This is a genomic window from Pantoea stewartii (genome assembly GCF_011044475.1).
GTDB classification, from domain to species: domain Bacteria; phylum Pseudomonadota; class Gammaproteobacteria; order Enterobacterales; family Enterobacteriaceae; genus Pantoea; species Pantoea stewartii.
The window spans coordinates 3,784,066-3,803,368 of sequence record NZ_CP049115.1 but is presented as its reverse complement, the minus strand read 5'-3'; the positions used below and the strand labels follow the sequence as shown (position 1 = coordinate 3,803,368).

The 19,303-nt window shown below is 57.5% G+C and carries 19 protein-coding genes; 4 read left to right on the top strand and 15 right to left on the bottom strand.

Going from position 1 to position 19,303, the window contains the following annotated elements:
• Positions 1-3: 3 nt before the first annotated feature.
• Positions 4-582, bottom strand: a complete 579-nt coding sequence (lpcA, locus tag G5574_RS17860) for a D-sedoheptulose 7-phosphate isomerase (protein ID WP_039338565.1) — start codon at positions 580-582, stop codon at positions 4-6.
• Positions 583-834: 252 nt separating this feature from the next.
• Here lpcA and fadE point away from each other — a divergent pair, with 252 nt between their 5' ends.
• Positions 835-3,282, top strand: a complete 2,448-nt coding sequence (gene fadE, locus G5574_RS17855) for an acyl-CoA dehydrogenase FadE (protein WP_006118042.1) — start codon at positions 835-837, stop codon at positions 3,280-3,282.
• 31 nt (positions 3,283-3,313) lie between these two features.
• On the opposite strand, the gene mtnK is transcribed toward fadE, so the two are convergent.
• Positions 3,314-4,513 (bottom strand): S-methyl-5-thioribose kinase, encoded by a 1,200-nt coding sequence (gene mtnK / locus G5574_RS17850; RefSeq protein ID WP_039338567.1) that lies wholly within the window; start codon positions 4,511-4,513, stop codon positions 3,314-3,316.
• A gap of 137 nt (positions 4,514-4,650) precedes the next feature.
• On the opposite strand from mtnK, the gene mtnA reads away from it, so the two are divergent.
• Positions 4,651-5,673, top strand: a complete 1,023-nt coding sequence (gene mtnA, locus G5574_RS17845; protein WP_033738539.1) for an S-methyl-5-thioribose-1-phosphate isomerase — start codon at positions 4,651-4,653, stop codon at positions 5,671-5,673.
• Positions 5,674-5,720: 47 nt separating this feature from the next.
• Here the strand turns inward: mtnA and G5574_RS17840 are convergent, their stop codons facing one another.
• The 3 genes from G5574_RS17840 to G5574_RS17830 are packed head-to-tail and all read right to left on the bottom strand — an operon-like array spanning position 5,721 to position 7,559.
• Positions 5,721-6,263, bottom strand: a complete 543-nt coding sequence (locus G5574_RS17840) for a 1,2-dihydroxy-3-keto-5-methylthiopentene dioxygenase (protein WP_039338570.1) — start codon at positions 6,261-6,263, stop codon at positions 5,721-5,723.
• 1 nt (position 6,264) lies between these two features.
• Positions 6,265-6,948, bottom strand: a complete 684-nt coding sequence (gene mtnC / locus G5574_RS17835) for an acireductone synthase (protein WP_164482994.1) — start codon at positions 6,946-6,948, stop codon at positions 6,265-6,267.
• Positions 6,945-7,559, bottom strand: a complete 615-nt coding sequence (locus G5574_RS17830; RefSeq protein WP_006118037.1) for a methylthioribulose 1-phosphate dehydratase — start codon at positions 7,557-7,559, stop codon at positions 6,945-6,947. Before G5574_RS17830 ends, mtnC begins: the two co-directional genes overlap by 4 nt.
• A 115-nt stretch (positions 7,560-7,674) precedes the next feature.
• On the opposite strand from G5574_RS17830, the gene G5574_RS17825 reads away from it, so the two are divergent.
• A complete protein-coding gene (locus G5574_RS17825; protein WP_164482993.1) occupies positions 7,675-8,835 on the top strand; it encodes a pyridoxal phosphate-dependent aminotransferase in 1,161 nt (386 codons plus the stop codon).
• A complete protein-coding gene (locus G5574_RS17820; RefSeq protein ID WP_164482992.1) occupies positions 8,823-9,596 on the top strand; it encodes an amidohydrolase in 774 nt (257 codons plus the stop codon). The genes G5574_RS17825 and G5574_RS17820 overlap by 13 nt, the downstream gene beginning before the upstream one ends.
• A gap of 36 nt (positions 9,597-9,632) precedes the next feature.
• Here G5574_RS17820 and katG read toward each other — a convergent pair whose 3' ends face one another.
• The 10 genes from katG to hpxU form a co-directional block, all read right to left on the bottom strand.
• Complete coding sequence (katG, locus tag G5574_RS17815; RefSeq protein ID WP_164482991.1) at positions 9,633-11,831, bottom strand: catalase/peroxidase HPI; 2,199 nt, start codon at positions 11,829-11,831, stop codon at positions 9,633-9,635.
• Between the two features lie 137 nt (positions 11,832-11,968).
• Positions 11,969-12,304 carry a hydroxyisourate hydrolase gene (gene uraH, locus G5574_RS17810; RefSeq protein WP_006118033.1) on the bottom strand — a complete coding sequence of 112 codons (336 nt, stop codon included), beginning with the start codon at positions 12,302-12,304 and terminating at the stop codon, positions 11,969-11,971.
• On the bottom strand, positions 12,301-12,795 hold the full coding sequence (uraD, locus tag G5574_RS17805; protein WP_164482990.1) for a 2-oxo-4-hydroxy-4-carboxy-5-ureidoimidazoline decarboxylase: 495 nt from the start codon (positions 12,793-12,795) through the stop codon (positions 12,301-12,303). Before uraD ends, uraH begins: the two co-directional genes overlap by 4 nt.
• A 1-nt stretch (position 12,796) precedes the next feature.
• On the bottom strand, positions 12,797-14,050 hold the full coding sequence (gene hpxK / locus G5574_RS17800) for an allantoate amidohydrolase (protein ID WP_164482989.1): 1,254 nt from the start codon (positions 14,048-14,050) through the stop codon (positions 12,797-12,799).
• On the bottom strand, positions 14,047-15,282 hold the full coding sequence (locus G5574_RS17795) for a pyridoxal-phosphate-dependent aminotransferase family protein (RefSeq protein WP_164482988.1): 1,236 nt from the start codon (positions 15,280-15,282) through the stop codon (positions 14,047-14,049). The genes hpxK and G5574_RS17795 overlap by 4 nt, the downstream gene beginning before the upstream one ends.
• 21 nt (positions 15,283-15,303) lie before the next feature.
• Positions 15,304-16,035 carry an amino acid ABC transporter ATP-binding protein gene (locus G5574_RS17790; protein WP_164482987.1) on the bottom strand — a complete coding sequence of 244 codons (732 nt, stop codon included), beginning with the start codon at positions 16,033-16,035 and terminating at the stop codon, positions 15,304-15,306.
• Positions 16,016-16,672 (bottom strand): amino acid ABC transporter permease, encoded by a 657-nt coding sequence (locus G5574_RS17785; RefSeq protein WP_033738775.1) that lies wholly within the window; start codon positions 16,670-16,672, stop codon positions 16,016-16,018. Before G5574_RS17785 ends, G5574_RS17790 begins: the two co-directional genes overlap by 20 nt.
• On the bottom strand, positions 16,672-17,337 hold the full coding sequence (locus tag G5574_RS17780) for an amino acid ABC transporter permease (RefSeq protein ID WP_006118027.1): 666 nt from the start codon (positions 17,335-17,337) through the stop codon (positions 16,672-16,674). The genes G5574_RS17785 and G5574_RS17780 overlap by 1 nt, the downstream gene beginning before the upstream one ends.
• 10 nt (positions 17,338-17,347) lie before the next feature.
• On the bottom strand, positions 17,348-18,133 hold the full coding sequence (locus tag G5574_RS17775; RefSeq protein ID WP_006118026.1) for a transporter substrate-binding domain-containing protein: 786 nt from the start codon (positions 18,131-18,133) through the stop codon (positions 17,348-17,350).
• A 192-nt stretch (positions 18,134-18,325) separates the two neighbouring features.
• Complete coding sequence (gene hpxU / locus G5574_RS17770) at positions 18,326-19,165, bottom strand: MurR/RpiR family transcriptional regulator HpxU (protein ID WP_033738523.1); 840 nt, start codon at positions 19,163-19,165, stop codon at positions 18,326-18,328.
• Positions 19,166-19,303: the final 138 nt, after the last annotated feature.

Genomic DNA, 19,303 nt, shown 5'->3' with positions numbered 1-19,303 from the left:
CTGTTACCTGACCATCTCTTTTTCAATTAGCAGCATCAGGATATGAATCACTTTGATGTGGATCTCCTGAATACGGTCAGCATAGCCGAAATGGGGCACACGAATTTCAATGTCCGCGCTGCCGGCCATTTTACCGCCGTCTTTACCGGTCAGCGTGATCACTTTCATCCCCTGGGCGCGCGCCGCTTCAACGGCTTTGATGATATTAGCCGAGTTACCTGAGGTTGAAATCCCCAGCAACACGTCGCCCGGGCGCCCTACCGCTTCTACATAACGGGAAAAGACATGGTCATAACCAAAATCATTACTCACACAGGAAAGGTGGCTGACGTCTGAAATGGCAATCGCCGGGTAGCCCGGACGATTTTCACGGTAACGGCCCGTCAGTTCCTCCGCAAAATGCATCGCATCACAGTGTGATCCGCCGTTGCCACAGGAGAGCACTTTGCCGCCCGCTTTGAAGCTGTCCGCCAACATCACCGCTGCACGCTGGATGGTATGAATGTTCGCGTCGTCACTCAGAAAGTTATTCAACGTTTCTGCAGCTTCGTTGAGCTCTGAACGAATAATGTCCTGATACATAGACTTGTCCTTTGTAGGAGAGGGTAATCGCAGCAAGTTTAACGGAATGGCTGACGCACGCATAGCATCACACCGCCGGATCCTTTTCGCGCCGCGCTTTTTCCCGACCACAGCCCGGGCGTTGCTCGCGCTTTCGCTGATTTTGTGAGTCAGGTTGTAATTGCGATGTAAACAAATTGATAAATGCCCTCATCTGAATTACACCTTCATCATAACAGGTCAGACCTCTTACTACTTACGGAGCACTTCATTATGATGGTTGTCTCGATTCTTGCGACAGTGCTGCTGACTGGCGCACTGTTCTATCACCGCATCTCGCTGCTGCTCAGCAGCGTCATCCTGTTGCTGTGGACCGCAGCAATGGCGGTGGTCCATCTCTGGACGCCGTGGCTGCTTGTGCCGCTGGCGATTATCCTGTTACCGCTGAATCTCACCAGCCTGCGCCGCAGCCTGTTTTCCAAACCAATGCTGCACCGCTTTCAGCAGGTGATGCCGCCGATGTCTCGTACGGAAAAAGAGGCGATCGATGCGGGCACTACCTGGTGGGAAGGCGACCTGTTTCAGGGCAAACCCGACTGGCAGAAACTGCATAACTACCCGCAACCGCGACTGACACCGGAAGAACAGGCGTTTCTTGACGGGCCGGTAGAAGAAGCCTGTCGTCTGGCGAATGATTTCCAGATTACCCATGAACTGGCCGATATGCCGCCAGAACTGTGGGCGCATCTGAAAGCCCATCGCTTCTTTGCCATGATCATCAAGAAAGAGTACGGCGGCCTGGAGTTCTCTGCCTATGCACAGGCGCGCGTGTTGCAGAAACTGGCCGGCGTCTCAGGCATTCTGGCGATTACCGTGGGCGTGCCTAACTCACTGGGCCCTGGCGAACTGCTGCAACATTACGGAACGGAAAAACAGAAAGACCACTATCTACCGCGTCTGGCGCGTGGCGATGAAATCCCCTGTTTCGCCCTGACGAGCCCGGAAGCAGGTTCAGATGCGGGAGCGATTCCGGATACGGGCGTTGTGTGCATGGGCGAGTGGCAGGGCCAGCAGGTGCTGGGCATGCGCCTTACCTGGAACAAGCGCTATATTACGCTGGCCCCGATTGCCACTGTGCTGGGCCTGGCGTTTAAACTTTCCGATCCCGACCATCTGCTGGGCGACAAAGACGAACTGGGCATTACCTGCGCCCTGATCCCCACCAGCACACCGGGCGTGGAAATCGGCCATCGCCATTTCCCGCTTAACGTACCGTTCCAGAATGGCCCAACCCGCGGTAAAGATATTTTCGTGCCGATCGATTTCATTATCGGTGGCCCGGAAATGGCCGGACAGGGCTGGCGGATGCTGGTGGAATGTCTGTCGGTGGGCCGTGGAATCACCCTGCCGTCTAACTCAACCGGCAGCCTGAAAAGCGTAGCGCTGGCCACAGGCGCCTATGCGCATATCCGCCGTCAGTTCAAACTGTCTATCGGTAAAATGGAAGGGATTGAAGAGCCCCTGGCGCGCATTGCTGGTAATGCCTATGTGATGGACGCTGCCGCGACGCTGATTACCACCGGCATTATGCAGGGCGAGAAACCTGCGGTGCTGTCTGCGATTGTGAAATATCACTGTACCCACCGCGCCCAACAGTCAATTATCGATGCAATGGATATTGCCGGGGGTAAAGGTATCATGCTGGGCGACAGCAACTTCCTGGCCCGGGCTTATCAGGGTGCCCCTATCGCCATTACCGTGGAAGGCGCGAATATCCTGACCCGCAGTATGATCATCTTTGGCCAGGGTGCTATCCGCTGCCATCCGTATGTGTTGCAGGAAATGGCGGCCGCCGCCAGCAATGATGTGGCGGGCTTTGATAAGGCGCTGTTTAGCCATATTGGCCACGTTGGCAGCAATGCGATGCGCAGCCTGTGGCTGGGCCTTCTGGGCGGACGCACCAGCGCCGCGCCAACGCGTGATGCCACCCGTCGCTATTATCAGCACCTGAACCGTATCAGTGCCAATCTGGCGTTACTGTCTGACGTGTCCATGGCGGTGTTAGGCGGTAGCCTGAAACGTCGCGAACGTATGTCAGCCCGCCTGGGCGATGTGCTGAGCCAGCTGTATCTGGCCTCGGCGACGCTGAAACGTTATGAGGATGAAGGCCGTCATGAAGCCGATCTGCCGCTGGTGCACTGGGGCGTGCAGGATGCCTTGCACAAAGCCGAGAAAGCTATGGACGATCTGCTGAGCAACTTCCCGAACCGTCTGGTCGCTGGCGTCATGCGCCTGGTGGTCTTTGCCGGTGGTCAGCACTGCCCGGCACCGTCCGATCGCCTGGATCATAAGCTGGCAAAAATGCTGCAGGTGCCGTCGGCGACGCGTACGCGCTTAGGTCGTGGTCAGTATCTGGCTCCCAGCGAGCATAATCCGGCGGGCCAGTTAGAGCAGGCGCTACAGGATGTGATGGCGGCTGAGGTGATTCACGATCGCCTGTGCAAACAGCAGAAAAAACACCTCTCGTTTACGCGCCTGGATGCGCTGGCTAAACAGGCGCTGGAACAGGGCTGGATCGATCAGAAAGAGGCAGAGGTGCTGAAGCGTGCCGAAGAGAGCCGTCTGCGTTCAATCAACGTGGACGAGTTTGAGGCCGATGCGCTGGCCGTGCCGGTCAGACAGGATGTGACTAAGCCCGCGCGCCCCAGCGAGGCGGCATAACCCATCAGGCCGACATCACATCGGCCTTTTTTTATCCCGCCTGACGGATGCGGGCAATCAGTGCATCCACATCGTCCACATGCCCGGCCGCCAGAATCAGGGTGCGGCCCAGGGTAATCGCATTGCGAATGCAGTCAGTCCGCATCTCCTCATCCCGAATCAGTTTCATGTCCGCCACATGCGACATGCCAACGGTTCTGCGAATCAGTTCGGTGCCACAATAGCCAATGGTATCTGCCCACACTTTACGCAGAAACGCCTGCGCATAGCCGGGATAAGCCATGGCCACATCCTGCGTCTTGCTCTCCGCCAGCGCCAGAAAACGCGTTTCAAAGGTCTGCCAGACATCATGCACGTCGCTCAGGCGCTGCTCGCGCGCATCCGCGGCTTCACGGGGCGGCAGCAGCCCTGGTAAGCCACAGTAGTTAATCAGCAGATTGCCCAATGCCGTACCGACATCAAATCCCATCGGTCCAAAATAGCCAAACTCTGCGTCGATCGCTTTTAAGCTACCGTCAGCCACAAAAATGGAGCCGCTGTGGATATCGCCATGCAGTAAGGCTTCTGCATGACTGAAGAAACGGTGCTTCAGCCCGGCGACAGCAATGCGCAGCGCCTCATCGGTACGAAGCGATGCCACCAGGGGTTCCAGCGCCTCGGGATAGCTGTTACGCACATGGTCGGTATAGGGATCGTTGAAAAAAAGATCTTCTGTGATTTCACACAGTTCGGGATTGATAAAGCGCGCCACTTCGGCTTTTTTCACATGCGGATGCAGGATGAAGTCTGAAGTATGGAACAACGTCTGGGCCAGATATTCGCCAAGCTGACGCGGCGCCTCCGGATAGTAAGCGCCCTTCACCAGCTCGCTGCGCCAGATACGGTGACTGGACAGATCTTCCATGATCATCACCGCCAGGTCTGCATCGTAATGCGTGACGTTGACCGTGTGCTGCGGGCAATATTTGTAATGCTCGACCAGCGTCTGCGCTTCAATACGCGCACGATCAAGAGTTAACGGCCAGGATTCGCCCACACAGCGCACATAGGGCAACGCCTGCTTGACCACAATGCGGCTGTTGCCCTGGTCGTCGTAAATTTTGAACACCAGGTTGAGGTTACCATCACCAATCTCTTCCGCACTGCGTAAAACCGAGGGATCTTCCAGCCCACCAAACTGTTTGGCATATTCAACCGCATCAGCAGCGGTGAACGTACGGTATTGCGACATTGACCTTTCCTCATCAACAAACGCCGGTGTGCGCCGGAGCTGATTAATCTTTCGTAACAAGCCGTTCAGACGTCTATACATCCGTTACGCATGTTGGCACAATATCCGTCATCAACGCAACATGGATTTCACCGACAATGCAGACATTCCAAACCACAAGCTTACAGGTTCGCAACAACCAGCTCTGGATACTGGATCAGCAGGCCCTGCCTCAGCAAAAGAACTGGCTGCCCGCCCATACTGTGGCGCAGTTGGTTGACCATATTCATGCCCTGCGGGTGCGCGGCGCGCCGTTAATTGGTTTATCTGCATCACTGCTGCTGGCTCTGCTGGCAGAACAGGGGGAATCACGCGAGCAACTGGCGCAATCGCTGGACACCCTGCGGGCCGCCCGCCCTACTGCCGTAAACCTGATGAATAACCTTGATCGTATGAAACAGGCGCTGGCGCAGCCAGAAATGGCAACGAGCCTGGTGGAAGAAGCGTTGCGTCTGGTGCATGAGGATAAACAGCTGTGCGATCGCATCGCCGATGCCGGCAGTGCGCTGGTCAAACCCGGCAGTCAGTTGTTAACCCACTGCAACACCGGCGGTCTGGCGACTGCGGGTGTGGGTACGGCACTGGGCGTTATCGCGCGTGCGCATCAACAAGGCCATGTTCACAATGTCTGGGTTGATGAAACGCGCCCACTGTTGCAGGGAGGACGCTTAACCGCCTGGGAACTGGGCGAGCTGGGTGTGCCTTACCAGTTGATCACGGATTCGATGGCCGCCAGCCTGATGGCGGCGGGCAAGGTTGATGCTGTCTGGGTCGGCGCGGATCGTATTGCCGCCAATGGTGACGTGGCGAATAAAATCGGCACCTACAGCCTGGCGGTACTGGCGCACTATCATGGTATTCCGTTTTATGTTGCCGCGCCGCATACCACGCTGGATCGTCAATGCCCGACGGGGGATGCCATCCCGATTGAGCAGCGTGCCGCCAGTGAAGTTACCGGTGTGTCGGGAAGCTTCGGCAGCGTGCAGTGGGCACCCGCGGATGCGCAGGTTTCTAATCCGGCCTTTGATGTCACGCCTGCGGCGCTCATCAGTGGTTGGGTACTGGATACCGGCGTGATTACACCGGCGCAGGTGGCTGCTGGTGTTTTTCAGCCACAGTAAACAAAACGGGCGGCTGAGTCAGCCGCCCGCAGAACGCACCGTCATGATTACGCCAGGCGCGGATAGGCATCGGCGATCCTGTCGCCTGTGAAGTTGGCGATCCAGCCTTCCTGATTATCAAAAATACGAATCGCCGTGAAATGCGGGGATGATCCCATATCAAACCAGTGCGGCGTGCCTGCGGGCACCGAGATCAGATCGTTCTTTTCGCACAGGATCTGCAGGATTTCACCGTCCAGATGCAGGCAGAACAGCCCGGCGCCTTCGACAAAGAACCGCACTTCGTCTTCACCGTGCGTATGTTCTGAGAGGAATTTCTGGCGCAGCACGTCTTTTTGCGGATTGTCTGCCCGCATACTGATGACGTCCCAGCTCTGATAGCCTTTTTCGGCGACCAGGCGGTCAATAGCGTGCTGATAGGCGTTGATCACCGTTTCCGCATCGGGATTCTCGCCCAGATCGCGGTCTGCCTGCCAGCGCTCGAAGCGAACGTCTTTGGCGTTCAGACGCTCACGGATCGCCTCGGGATCGGTGCTGTGCCACAACGGCTGGCTCGGATCGCTATCGCTAAAAATGGTCAGTGCACTCATTTCAAATCGACTCCGGGTTAATCTGAGAAAAATCAGCGACCTGACGATGATGGCTGTCATCATCCGCCGCGTCACGAATCAGCTGCAACGTGTGCCAGCCAGCCTGTCTGGCGGCGTCCAGCTCCTGATGAATATCAGAGAGGAACAGCAATTGTCCGGCCGGCAAGCCCGTTTGCGCCGCGATGTTTTGATACGATGCCACCTCGCGCTTGGCGCCCACGTGGGTATCAAAGTAACCGCTAAACAAACCAGTAATATCACCTTCATCGCTGTAGCCAAATAACAATTTCTGCGCGGCAACCGAGCCAGAGGAATATATATAAAGTTTAATGCCTTGCGCGTGCCAGGCCGTGAGCGCAGGCAGGACATCCGGATAAAGGTGCCCCGTAAAACGCCCGCTCAGATAGCCCTCGCGCCAAATCATCCCCTGCAGCGCTTTCAGGCCGGTCGATTTGCGGTCCTCATCCATGTAAGAAAACAGGATGGCGATCACGCTGTCGACGTCGGCATCGGGCTGTCCGGCCTCCGTACGCACGGCATTGAGCGCGTCCTGAACGGCGGGCTGCGCCTGATGCTGGCGCACATAGTCGGCCAGATGGGCACGGGCATAGGGAAACAGGACGTTATGTACAAAACGGATATCGCTGGTGGTGCCTTCAATATCGGTAACAATGGCCTTAATCATGCCTTCTCCAGCAAGCGACGTTGACGTTCGCATTCAAATAAAAACTCCAGCCCTTCCAGATGGCGGCGCGCTTCTGCCACATCGTTGCCCCAGCAGGTCAGGCCATGGCCACGCAGCAGAAAGCCGTAACGCAGCGGAAAACGGGCTGCATAATCTTCAATTTCTGACGCCAGCGCGGCAACATCCTGGCGGTTATCAAACACCGGAATCGCCACGGTATCCTCATGCGTGGACTGACCGCTCAGCGACTTTTGCATCTCATAGCCGTACAGCAGTAGCGCCGCGCCCTGCTCTACGCGCGACAGAACGGTGGAATTGACCGTGTGCGTATGCAGTACTGCGCCCGCCTCCGGAAACAGGCGGTAGATCAGCGTGTGCAGTGCGGTCTCGGCAGAAGGCCTGCGACCCGAGGGGGCCTGGCTGGTGGCAATGTCGACCTGAATAAAGTCATCCCGCGTCAGGCTGCCTTTATCTTTGCCTGACTCGCTGAGCAGGCAGAAATGCGCATCCTGGCGCACCGACATATTGCCGCCGGTGGCGGGCGCCCAGCCCTTCGCACCTATCCAGTGACAGGCGGCAACCAGCTGATCTAAAGCATGAGAATCGGACATTACTCTTCCTTTTAGCCGTCTAAGCGTCTTGATTGCCAAATACTAGCATCCTGTTTATAGTGGCAGCAACTCAGCGTTTCTCCGTAACCGTTTTTGCGCGTAAGGCAACCTAATCATGACGCAATCCATCCTCACGCCTGAGAGCAAGTTACCCGCCCTCGGCACCACGATATTCACGCAGATGAGCGCGCTGGCACAGCAGCATAACGCCATCAATCTTTCCCAGGGTTTTCCGGATTTTGATGGTCCGCGCTACCTGCAGGACAGGCTGGCTTATCATGTCAGTCAGGGTGCCAATCAGTATGCCCCCATGACCGGCGCACAACCGTTACGCGAAGCCATTGCCGAAAAGACCGCTGCGTTGTACGACTATCGTCCCGATGTGAACAGCGATATCACCGTGACCGCAGGCGCAACCGAAGCGCTGTATGCCGCGATCACTGCCCTGGTTCGCCCGGGTGACGAGGTGATCTGCTTCGATCCCAGTTACGACAGCTATGCGCCCGCGGTGCAACTGGCGGGCGGCGTACTGAAACGCCTCACCCTGCAGCCGCCCACGTTTGCAGTTGACTGGCCGGCGTTCTCCGCGCTGTTAAGCGATAAAACCCGACTGGTTATCTTAAATACGCCACATAATCCCTCGGCCAGCGTCTGGCACCAGGCGGACTATGCGGCCTTATGGCAGGCGATTGCTGACCGGGAAATCTATGTGCTGAGCGATGAGGTTTATGAGCACATCTGTTTTGCCCAGGACGGTCATGCAAGCGTGCTGGAGCACCCCGAACTGCGTCAACGTGCGGTGGCGGTTTCCTCGTTTGGCAAAACCTTTCACATGACCGGCTGGAAAGTGGGTTACTGCGTCGCCCCCGCGGCGATCAGCGCAGAAATCCGCAAGATCCATCAGTACCTCACTTTTTCCGTCAACACACCCGCTCAGCTGGCGATTGCCGATATGCTGCGCCAGCATCCTGAACATTATCGTGAGCTGCCCGACTTCTATCGCGCGCGCCGAGACCGGCTGATACAGGCACTGAGCCGTAGCCGTTTCCGCATTTTACCGTGCGAAGGCACCTACTTCCTGCTGGCGGACTACAGCGCTATATCGGCGCTGGATGACGTGCAGTTTTGCCAGTGGCTGACGCGCGAAGTGGGCGTGGCCGCGATCCCGCTGTCGGTCTTCTGTGAAGCGCCTTTCCCACACAAACTGATCCGGCTGTGCTTTGCAAAACAGGAAGCGACGCTCGACGCCGCAGCGGAGCGCTTATGTCGTCTCTAGCCATTACGTTGTTGCAAGCGCCGCTGACGTGGATGGATGGCGAGGCTAACCTGCGCCATTTCGATAATCTGCTGGCTGACATGACAGACCGGGATGTGATTATTCTGCCGGAGATGTTCACCACCGGTTTTGCGATGGAGGCTGCACAGCAGGCCCTGCCGCAACAGCAGGTCGTGACATGGTTACACCGCCATGCGAAGCGCACGAATGCGCTGGTGGGCGGCAGTGCTGCGATACATACGCCAGCGGGTGCCGTGAACCGTTTTTTACTGGTTGAGCCGAATGGCACGCTGCATCACTATGACAAGCGACACCTGTTTCGCATGGCGGATGAGCAGCAGCATTACGTCGCGGGCACGGCGCGCACGGTGATTCAGTGGCGCGGCTGGCGCATTTTGCCGCAAATCTGTTACGACCTGCGCTTTCCGGTCTTTTCGCGCAACCAAAATGACTACGATCTGGCGTTGTATGTGGCCAACTGGCCTGCGCCGCGCGCGCTGCACTGGCAGGCGCTACTGCTGGCCCGGGCGATTGAGAATCAGGCGTTTGTCGCGGGCTGCAATCGCGTGGGCAGCGATGGCAACCAACATCAGTACAGTGGGGACAGCCGAATTATTTCACCGCAAGGCGAGGTGCTGGCTGCAGGTGAGCCCTTTACGGCAGGTAAGGTTGAGACGTCGCTGTCGCTTGCCGATCTGCAGGCTTATCGCGAGCGGTTTCCGGCGTGGCGCGATGCGGATGGCTTTACGCTGGCAGAATAAAAGCGCCCCCGGCCAGGCCGGGGGCGCTTCAGTCAGTTATTGCAGGTCGAAACGGTCCAGATTCATCACTTTTGTCCAGGCCGCCACGAAGTCAGTAACAAACTTCTGTTTCGCATCGCTGCTGGCATAGACTTCCGCCAGGGCGCGCAGGATGGCGTTGGAACCGAACACCAGATCGGCACGCGTGGCGCTGAACCTGACTTCGCCACTCTGACGGTCACGGCCTTCAAAGATCTCTTCACTGCTGTCGGTCGCACGCCAGGCGGTGCGCATATCCAGCAAGTTTACGAAGAAGTCGTTACTCAGGACGCCGACGCGGTCAGTAAAGACGCCATGATGGCTGCCGTCAAAGTTGGCCCCCAGCACACGCAGACCACCCAGTAACACCGTCAGTTCCGGCGCGCTCAGCGTCAGCTGCTGTGCTTTGTCCAGCAGCAGGGTTTCGGTTGACGAGCCGCCTTTCACGCGACGATAGTTACGGAATCCGTCCGCCAGCGGCTGAAGCACGTTAAAGGATTCGACATCGGTTTGATCCTGACGAGCATCCACACGACCTGGCGTAAAGGGGACCTGCGCGGCCACGCCCGCAGCGGCGGCGGCCATTTCGATACCGACGCTGCCCGCAAGGACGATGACGTCAGCCAGCGAGGCCTTGCCGGATTCCTGCTGAATCTGCTGCAGTTTCGGTAACACGTCGTTAATCACGCTGGCGTTCACAGCCCAGCTATTCTGCGGTGCCAGGGCCAGACGGGCACCGTTCGCTCCGCCACGTTTGTCGCCACCCCGGAAGGTTGATGCCGATGCCCAGGCCGCTGAAACCAGCTGGCTCACGCTCAGACCTGACGCCGCGATTTTCGCCTTCAGCTCACTGATATCCGCTGGCGTGGGCTGATGAGTCGGCTGCGGTAACGGATCCTGCCACAGTAAATCTTCTTTCGGCACTTCTGGCCCGATGTAACGTGCTTTTGGCCCCATATCGCGGTGCGTCAGTTTAAACCAGGCGCGGGCGAAGGCTTCGTTAAAGGCCTGCGGATCGTTAAGGAAACGACGAGAGATTTTCTCGAACTCCGGATCAAAACGCAGCGTCAGGTCCGTAACCAGCATGGTGGGTTTACGCTTTTTCTCAGGATCGAACGGGTCCGGAATAATGGCTTCTGCGTTAACGGCTTCATACTGAATGGCCCCTGCCGGGCTATGGGTTTTCACCCACTCATATTTAAACAGGTTCTCAAAGAAGTAGTTACTCCACTGAGTTGGCGTCTGCGTCCAGACGACTTCCAGACCCGACGTAATCGCATCGGCACCGACACCGCTGCCGTAGCTGTTGTTCCATCCAAAGCCCTGAGCTTCGATGGGTGACGCTTCCGGATCGACGCCAACATGGCTGGCCGCCGCCGCACCGTGGGTTTTACCCAGCGTATGCCCGCCTGCGATCAACGCGACAATCTCTTCATCGTTCATGCCCATGTTGCCAAAGGTGGCGCGAATCGCTGGCGCGGCAGACGCCGGATCGCCGCTGGCTTCAGGCCCCTCTGGGTTCACGTAGATCAGCCCCATTTCGGTTGCGCCCAGCGGGGCGTTAGCCAGACTTTCGGGATGACGGTGGGCCAGCCACTCGGTTTCGTTACCCCAGTCCACGTCCATATCCGGTTCCCAGACGTCTTCACGACCGGCACCAAAACCAAAGGTACGGAAACCTGAGTTTTCCAGCGAAACGTTACCCGCAAGAATATAGAGGTCGGCCCAGGAAATTTTCTGGCCGTATTTCTGTTTGACCGGCCACAGCAGGCGACGGGCTTTGTCCAGGCTGACGTTGTCAGGCCAGGAGTTCAGCGGCGCGAAACGCTGCTGACCACGACCGGAGCCGCCACGGCCATCGATAGTGCGGTATGTGCCGGCACTGTGCCACGCCATGCGGATGAACAGACCAATGTAGCTGCCCCAGTCGGCAGGCCACCATGACTGGGAGTCGGTGAGCAACGCCCGGATATCGGCTTTCAGTGCGGAATAGTCCAGTTTGCTGAACTCTTCGCGGTAGTTGAAGTTTTCGCCGAGGGGATTAGAGCGGTTGGAGTGCTGGTTCAGCAGATCCACGCGCAGCATATTTGGCCACCAGTCGCGATTGCTGGTACCACTACCGGCTCCACGAGCCAGAACGCTTTCTTCTTCCGATTTACCGTGATGAAAGGGACATTTACCTGAAGCGGCTACATCATTATCTTTTGGCGTGCTCATTATCGGCTCCGTTGCCTTCACATTGTCATCGCTAAGATAACCCTGGCGTTAGCAGGAATATAGTCGGATGGGCCGAAGGTATTGATAGCCATTAGCTTTCAAGCGCAGCGAAAAAAAAGCTGCGCCCGATGGACCCGTCAGCTGCCGCGATAGGTGGACCAGCTCCAGGGGGATATCAAAAAGGGCAAGTGGTAATGGCTGCCGCTTTCCGTGAGGACAAAATCAATTTGTGCGCTGACGTATAAGGTTTCCCGTCCGTCCGCGCGAAAGTAGGCGCCAATATCTGCCGTGAGGCGGTACTGCCCCGGCGCAAGTGGCTCAGGCGTCAGATCCTTCAGACGACCATCGTTATCTGTGACGCCTTGTGCACAGGGAGTCCAGCCTTGTGCCGTGTGCTGTTCCAGCAACATGGCAACGCCCGGCGCGGGTTTTCCCAGCGCCGTATCCAGAATGTGAGTGCTGATGGTGCTCATGAAAAACTCTCCTTTAAGCGCAGCAGGGTGATTTCCCGCAACTGCGCCAGGGCTTCCTGTTGCTCGGTTTCCGGGCTGTTGTCCAGCCGCCGCGTGAGTTCATCAAGCAGCATCTGTGCGCTGCGTCCTTTGGCCCGAATCAAAAATACCCGATTAAAGCGCGCCTCATATGCCTGATTGCCCCGCACCATGGCCTGATGTAACGCGTCGTCTGCGTGTTGCATGGCCGCCTGTTCGCTACGCGACAACTGTTTTTCCTTCTCATTGCCCTGCGCCTTTTCCCCGATACGTGGATGAGCGGAGAGCGCCTGATTCAGATCGTCCTCCTGCCAGTCCTGTGTCAGCCGTTGTGCTTCAGCCAGCAGGGCATCAAGGCTGTGAAACGGGCGGGCCGCCACCAGCGCCAGCTGCCAGTGCGGCAGCGCAACGCAGTGGGACAGGGCAAGCTGTGCAGCGGCTTCCGGTAACTGGTTAAAGGTCTCCAGATCCATATTAATGCTGCTCCGCAAGGTGGCAAATCGTCTGCAAATAGGCCTGAACCGCTGGCGCGACATCGGCTTCATTCACCGATTCTGCCGGATGGTGGCTGATGCCGCGGTGGTTACGCACGAACAACATCCCCACCGGCCAGCGCTCTGCAATGGCAATAGCATCATGACCCGCACCGCTGGGCAGCGCCAGGCAGCGTCCCTGAACGGTTTCTACCGCGTGGCTCAGCGCCTGTTGCAATCCGGCATCGCAGGCCGTTGCCGCGATACGGTAATACTCCTGCGCGCTAAAGGTTAAACCGCGACGTAGTGCAATGGCTTCCGCCTGGGTCAGCAACGAGGACAGCAACGATTCAAGCGGCGCGTCCTCGGGTCCACGCACATCTAGCGACAGATGCACCTCCCCCGGAATGACGTTCACCGCGCCCGGCGCGCAGTTCAGCGAGCCCACTGTGGCGACCAGCGGTGAAGTCTGCTCGCGCGTGGTATGCTCGATGAATACCATCCACTCTGCGGCAGCGGCCAGCGCGTCTTTACGATGCGCCATGGGTACGGTTCCGGCATGACCGGCCTCACCGGTGAAACAGCAATTGAGGCGACGGGCACCGTTGATCGCGGTAACCACACCCAACGCGAGATCTTCCTGCTCCAGGCAAGGCCCCTGCTCTATGTGCAGTTCAAGATAGGCCACGATGTCGCTGACGTTACGCGCGGCGCGTGAGATCTGGCTGGCGTCCAGGCCGACATCCTGCATCGCCTGTGCCACCGTAATGCCATTGCCGTCAGGATGGGTCGGCCAGCTGTCAGGCCAGGTGCCGGTAATGCCGCGACTGCCCAGCAGGGTAATGCCAAAACGCGTGCCTTCTTCATCACCAAAGCCGATGATTTCAATGGCCAGGGGCAGGCGACGCTGGCGATCGTGGAGCCACTGCACGGTTTCAATCGCGCTCAGCACGCCCAGCATGCCGTCATAGCGGCCCGCATTACGAACCGTGTCCAGATGCGAGCCCAGCAGCAGCGCAGGTGCGCCAGGCTGGGCGGCGTCGTAGCGGCCGCAGATATTGCCGACTTCATCCTGCCAGACCGTCATACCGGCGGCCTGCATCCACTCACCGACGCGCGCGTTGGCACGCAGGTGTTCCGGCGACAGATAAACCCGTGTCAGCCCTTGTTCGCTTTCACTGATCTCAGCCAGCGCATCACAGCGCGCCATCACGCGCCGGGCGGCAACCTGAGCCTCGCTGGCATTCATCATCATGCATGGCTCCCGTAGTGGTTCCATGCCGCCTGCGAGCCCGCGCCCTGTGGCGTGCGGTGACCGACATGCGACAACACCATTTCCAGCGCGGCCAGGGTTTGCATCACGCAGTCTTTGCGCGCGTTGTAACCCATCGTGCCGATGCGCCAGACTTTGCCGTGCAACGGACCAAACGACGTGCCGATTTCAATGCCGAAATCTTCCAGCATCAGCTTACGGACCTCATCGCCATTGACGCCCTGAGGGATCACTACGCCCAGCACGTTACTCATTTTGTTGCTGAGATCGCCAAAGGTTTCCAGCCCCATCCCCTGAATGCCTTTTAACATCGCTTCGCCGTGCAGCTTGTGGCGCGCAATCCCGTTATCCAGCCCTTCCTGCAGAATCAGACGCGCGCATTCACGCGCGCCGAACAGGGCGCTGGTCGCTTCAGTGTGATGATTGAGGCGTTCCGGGCCCCAGTAATCCATGATCATGCCGAGATCGAAATAGTTGGAGTAGATCATCTCGTCATCGCCATCCTGGTGCGCATCCGTGCGGATCCCCTGCTCTACGCATTTGCGCTGGCGGATCACCGCTGCCATCTCATCGCTCAGCGTGATCGGCGAAGTTCCTGACGGACCACCCAGGCATTTCTGCATGCCGGCGGACACCGCGTCCAGGCCCCATGCATCGGTTTCCAGCGCATTGCCCGCCAGCGACGCCGTGGCATCGGTGTAAAACAGCACACCATATTTTTTGCAGATCGCCCCCAGCTCCGCCAGCGGCTGCAGCATAGTGGTTGAGGTATCGCCCTGTACGGTCAACAGCAAACGCGGTTTTACTTTTTTAATCGCATCTTCGATCTGATCGGGCGTAAACACCTCTCCCCACGGCACCGCAATGGTGTGCACATCGGCCCGGCAGCGACGGGCAATTTCACACAGCAGATGACCAAAACGGCCATAGACTGGCACCAGCACCTTATCGCCAGGGCGAATCGCCGACAGCAGGATCGCTTCAATACCGGCGCGTGAGGTACCGTCGATCAGCAGCGTCCAGCGGTTTTCGGTGCGGAACACGCCGCGATAGAGCGCCATCACTTCATTCATGTAATGGGTCATCGCCGGATCATATTGTCCGAGCAACTGGCTCGACATCGCGCGCAGCACACGCGGATCGGCGTTGATCGGACCGGGGCCCATTAACAGGCGCTGAGGCGGATTAATTTGCGAAAATTGAGAGATATCCATAGTGAATTCCTTGTTAAGCACTCACAGACGCACAGAGGAAATAAACTGCTTTAGCTCCGCCGTCTGCGGATGGGCAAACAGTGTTTTGCTTTCCCCCTGTTCCCAGACGCGCCCCTGATGCATAAAGACCACACGATCGCCCACATCGCGGGCGAAGTTCATTTCATGGGTGACGAGAATTAACGTCATGCCTTCGGCGGCAAGTTGCTCCAGCACTTTCAGCACTTCGCCGACCAGCTCCGGGTCCAGGGCTGAGGTGATCTCATCACACAGTAATACCCGGGGTTCCATGGCCAGTGCGCGGGCAATGGCTACGCGCTGTTGCTGTCCGCCTGACAGGCTGGACGGGTAATAATCCAGCCGCTCGCCCAGCCCCACTTTTTCCAGCATACGGGCTGCCAGTTCGCGGCACTCGGCCTGACTTTTTTTCAGAACCCGACGCGGTGCCAGCATGACGTTTTCCAGCGCCGTCATATGTGGGAACAGGTTGAAGTTCTGAAATACCATCCCTACGGAGCGGCTGATTTCGCGCGCCTGTGAGTCGCGGTCGGTGATGGTCATGCCGCCGAGTTTAATGCTGCCATCCTGATAGCCTTCCAGCCCGTTCATGCAGCGCAGCAGTGTACTTTTGCCGGAACCGCTGCGACCGATAATCGAGATCACTTCTCCCATATCGATATCCAGATCCACGCCTTTCAAAACATGGTTGGTGCCGTAATACTTCTGGACCTGATTAATGGTGATGAGCGGCATTGAATTTTTTCTCCAGATACTGGCTGTAACGCGACAGCGGATAACACATCAGGAAGTAGCCCAGTGCCACCAGCCCAAAGACTTTAAACGGCTGGTAGGTCACGTTATTCAAAATGGTGCCGGCTTTGGTCAGCTCGACAAATCCGATAATGGAGGCCAGCGCGGTGCCTTTAATCACCTGCACAGCAAACCCCACTGTCGGGGCAATCGCAATGCGGATCGCCTGAGGCGCAATCACCCGCGTGAGCGTCTGACCAAAGTTCAGGCCGAGGCAGCGTGACGCTTCCCACTGCCCTTTTGGCAGCGCCTGAATACTGCCGTGCCAGATATCCAGCAAATAGGCGCTGGTATAAAAGGTCAGCGCCAGCGACGCAGCGGTCCAGGGCGCAACGTCGATGCCAAACAGCCCGACGCCAAAGAAAGCCAGAAACAGCTGCATCAGCAGCGGTGTGCCCTGGAACAGCTCGGTGTACGCGCGAATGATTCGCGTCAGCCATTTACGCTTTAACAGACGTAAAAACAGCAGAGGTAACGTCACGAGCGTACCGCCTAAAAAGGCCACCAGCGACAGGGCAATCGTCCAGCGCGCGGCCAGCAGCAGGTTGCGCACGATGTCCCAGTCGGTAAAGGTTGTCATCATGCCTGCACCCCCAGCCACTTGCGGCCAATCGCCAGCAGCAGCTGACGCATTACTATCGACAACGCCAGGTAGATCAACGTGGTCACCGAGTAGACTTCGAAACTCAAAAACGTGCGTGACTGAATCAGGTTGGCGGCAAAGGTCAGCTCCTCGTAGGAGACCTGCGAGACGACCGACGATCCCAGCATCACAATGATGCACTGACTCACCAGCGCCGGATAAATCCGTTGCAGCGACGGTGGCAACACCACGCGCAGAAAGGTCTGGCTGCGCGTTAATCCCAGCACCCGACCGGCTTCCCACTGCCCTTTTGGCGTGACCTGAATGCCCGCCCGGATAATTTCCGTGCTATAGGCACCCAGGTTAACCAGCATCGCCAGCAGTGCGGCTTCCCCTGCGGTGAGTTTCAGCCCCAGGTTGGGTAAACCGAACACAATAAAGAACAGCTGCACCACAAACGGCGTATTACGAATCAGTTCGACATAGATGCCCCACAGGCGGCTTAACCAACTGGGTTTACCGCTGCGCAGCGCCGCGCCGATAATGCCGATACTGACGCCGCCGACCGTCGCCAGCACCGTTAACTGGATCGTTACCCACAGGCCGGAGAGCAACTCCGGCCAGTACGGCAACAATGCAGGGAAATTAAGTTGCCCGGTCATTGCCCCGTCCTTATGCGCCCAGGTTGGCTGGCAGCGGCGCTTTCAGCCACTCTTCGGACATTTTGTTCAGCGTGCCGTCTTTAATGCCCTGGTCGATCAGCGCATTCACTTTCTCTTTCAGTGCCGGCTCGTCTTTTTTCAGTCCGATATAGCACGGCGAGTCTTTCAGCATGAACTGCGCAACAGGGGCTTTAGCCGGGTTCTGACGCGTAATGGCTGCGACGACCAGGTTGCCGGTAGCGACATACTGCACCTGTCCGGAGAGGTAGGCTGATAACGTGGTGTTGTTATCTTCATAACGTTTCACCTGCGCGTCTTTCGGCGCCACCTCGCTCAGCACCATATCTTCCACCGCACCACGGGTGACACCCACCGACTTGCCGCTCAGCGCCGCGGGATCTTTCAGATGATCGCCTTTAGGTCCAAAAACGCCCAGAAAGAACGGCGCGTAAGCCCGGCTGAAATCAATTACCTTTTCACGCTCAGGATTTTTCCCCATGCTGGAGATCACCAGATCCACCTTGTCCGTCTGCAGATAAGGCACACGGTTGGCACTGCTGACCGGCACCAGTTGCAACTTAAGTTTCATCTGTTTGGCCAGATACTTTGCCATGTCGATGTCATAGCCCTGCGGTTGCAGATCGGTCCCCACGGAGCCAAACGGTGGGAAATCCTGCGGCACTGCCACCCGCAGTACGCCGCGTTTCTGGATGTCCTGCAGTTGATCCGCCAGCACGCTGCCTGCCTGTGCCATCAGTACGGCTGCCGCGACAACGGCCATTAATACTTTTTTCATTATGCACCCCGGTGAGATTATGTGAAACAAAAGATTCTTATGATTGGCATTCTGCAACTAATGTGCCAACGCAACGGGTGGGGGATAAATGCGGATTAACGCTGAAATGGCGGCTTTTACTAAGCGTGATGCGATTCCCGAGTCACCCCGGGAGACGGTCCAAAAAGGGGCAAAGCACCAAAATGGTGCCTGCTAACGGTGCTCCAGCTCATCAAGGTGCTGATAAAGATCGGCAATCTGGTGAATACGCGGCCGCCCCAGCGCCAGTAATTCATGCAGCAAGGCGTTGGCGAGCAGGTTCACCAGGCTCATGGCCGAGGCGTAGCTGTCGAAGGCGGAGACGCTGTCCAGCGGGGCGCAAAACTGCCAGCGCGCCAGTGAAATCACGCTCTGCGCCTGGGGCTCACACAGCGCCAGTACCGGAATCCTTGCGCTTTGCAGCTGCTGCATTAACGGCTGAATAATGCGGGTGCGGCGGCGAAACGCAATCACGACCACCATGTCCTCCGGCGTGATGTCCACCAAATCCTCTGCCAGCGTCTGGCCCGGCTGGGGCAGAATATGCACCTGAGCACGCGTCTGAATGAGCTGCTGACGTAGATGCAGCGCCACCGGATAGGCATTACGCATGCCAACAATATAGATACGCTTTGCCTGCGCCAGCTGGGCGATGACATCGGCGAATTGCTGGGGATCAATGCTGTTAACCCATTGTGTCAGATTGGCCATTTCCTGCTTGTAATGCCGCGACAGCAGGGTATTTCCCTGTACCGCATCCCGGTTATCCGTTAACGGCATACCGCTCTGGCGCAGGGTACGGAGCTCATCGCGCATGTCTTTATATTTGTCATAGCCCAGGCGCTTAAACAGTCGGCTCACCGTGGCTTTTGAGACACCGCTCAGGCGTGCCAGCTCGGCACTGTTATAGCTAATCAGGTCATCAAAGTGGTCAAAAATAAAGTCGGCTATACGCTGCTCCTGCGGCGAAAGCTGGGGGTAATGCGTTCTGAGTCGCTCATCAAGCTGTTTCATTCAGGTCCTGTAACTTTTGTTTCAATCGCGGGATTGCCACAGAAGCTAGCATAATTTGGGCCAGATAAACCTGTCCAGAGACGTTGTCTTCTTAAAAACTGGAACGGCTCTTGCTTAACTTTTTGCTTTGTACCCTGA

Coding starts and splice junctions, on each gene's coding strand:
- lpcA (WP_039338565.1), bottom strand. CDS start 582: ATGTATCAGGACATTATTCGTTCAGAGCTCAACGAAGCTGCAGAAACG.
- fadE (WP_006118042.1), top strand. CDS start 835: ATGATGGTTGTCTCGATTCTTGCGACAGTGCTGCTGACTGGCGCACTG.
- mtnK (WP_039338567.1), bottom strand. CDS start 4,513: ATGTCGCAATACCGTACGTTCACCGCTGCTGATGCGGTTGAATATGCC.
- mtnA (WP_033738539.1), top strand. CDS start 4,651: ATGCAGACATTCCAAACCACAAGCTTACAGGTTCGCAACAACCAGCTC.
- G5574_RS17840 (WP_039338570.1), bottom strand. CDS start 6,263: ATGAGTGCACTGACCATTTTTAGCGATAGCGATCCGAGCCAGCCGTTG.
- mtnC (WP_164482994.1), bottom strand. CDS start 6,948: ATGATTAAGGCCATTGTTACCGATATTGAAGGCACCACCAGCGATATC.
- G5574_RS17830 (WP_006118037.1), bottom strand. CDS start 7,559: ATGTCCGATTCTCATGCTTTAGATCAGCTGGTTGCCGCCTGTCACTGG.
- G5574_RS17825 (WP_164482993.1), top strand. CDS start 7,675: ATGACGCAATCCATCCTCACGCCTGAGAGCAAGTTACCCGCCCTCGGC.
- G5574_RS17820 (WP_164482992.1), top strand. CDS start 8,823: ATGTCGTCTCTAGCCATTACGTTGTTGCAAGCGCCGCTGACGTGGATG.
- katG (WP_164482991.1), bottom strand. CDS start 11,831: ATGAGCACGCCAAAAGATAATGATGTAGCCGCTTCAGGTAAATGTCCC.
- uraH (WP_006118033.1), bottom strand. CDS start 12,304: ATGAGCACCATCAGCACTCACATTCTGGATACGGCGCTGGGAAAACCC.
- uraD (WP_164482990.1), bottom strand. CDS start 12,795: ATGGATCTGGAGACCTTTAACCAGTTACCGGAAGCCGCTGCACAGCTT.
- hpxK (WP_164482989.1), bottom strand. CDS start 14,050: ATGATGATGAATGCCAGCGAGGCTCAGGTTGCCGCCCGGCGCGTGATG.
- G5574_RS17795 (WP_164482988.1), bottom strand. CDS start 15,282: ATGGATATCTCTCAATTTTCGCAAATTAATCCGCCTCAGCGCCTGTTA.
- G5574_RS17790 (WP_164482987.1), bottom strand. CDS start 16,035: ATGCCGCTCATCACCATTAATCAGGTCCAGAAGTATTACGGCACCAAC.
- G5574_RS17785 (WP_033738775.1), bottom strand. CDS start 16,672: ATGACAACCTTTACCGACTGGGACATCGTGCGCAACCTGCTGCTGGCC.
- G5574_RS17780 (WP_006118027.1), bottom strand. CDS start 17,337: ATGACCGGGCAACTTAATTTCCCTGCATTGTTGCCGTACTGGCCGGAG.
- G5574_RS17775 (WP_006118026.1), bottom strand. CDS start 18,133: ATGAAAAAAGTATTAATGGCCGTTGTCGCGGCAGCCGTACTGATGGCA.
- hpxU (WP_033738523.1), bottom strand. CDS start 19,165: ATGAAACAGCTTGATGAGCGACTCAGAACGCATTACCCCCAGCTTTCG.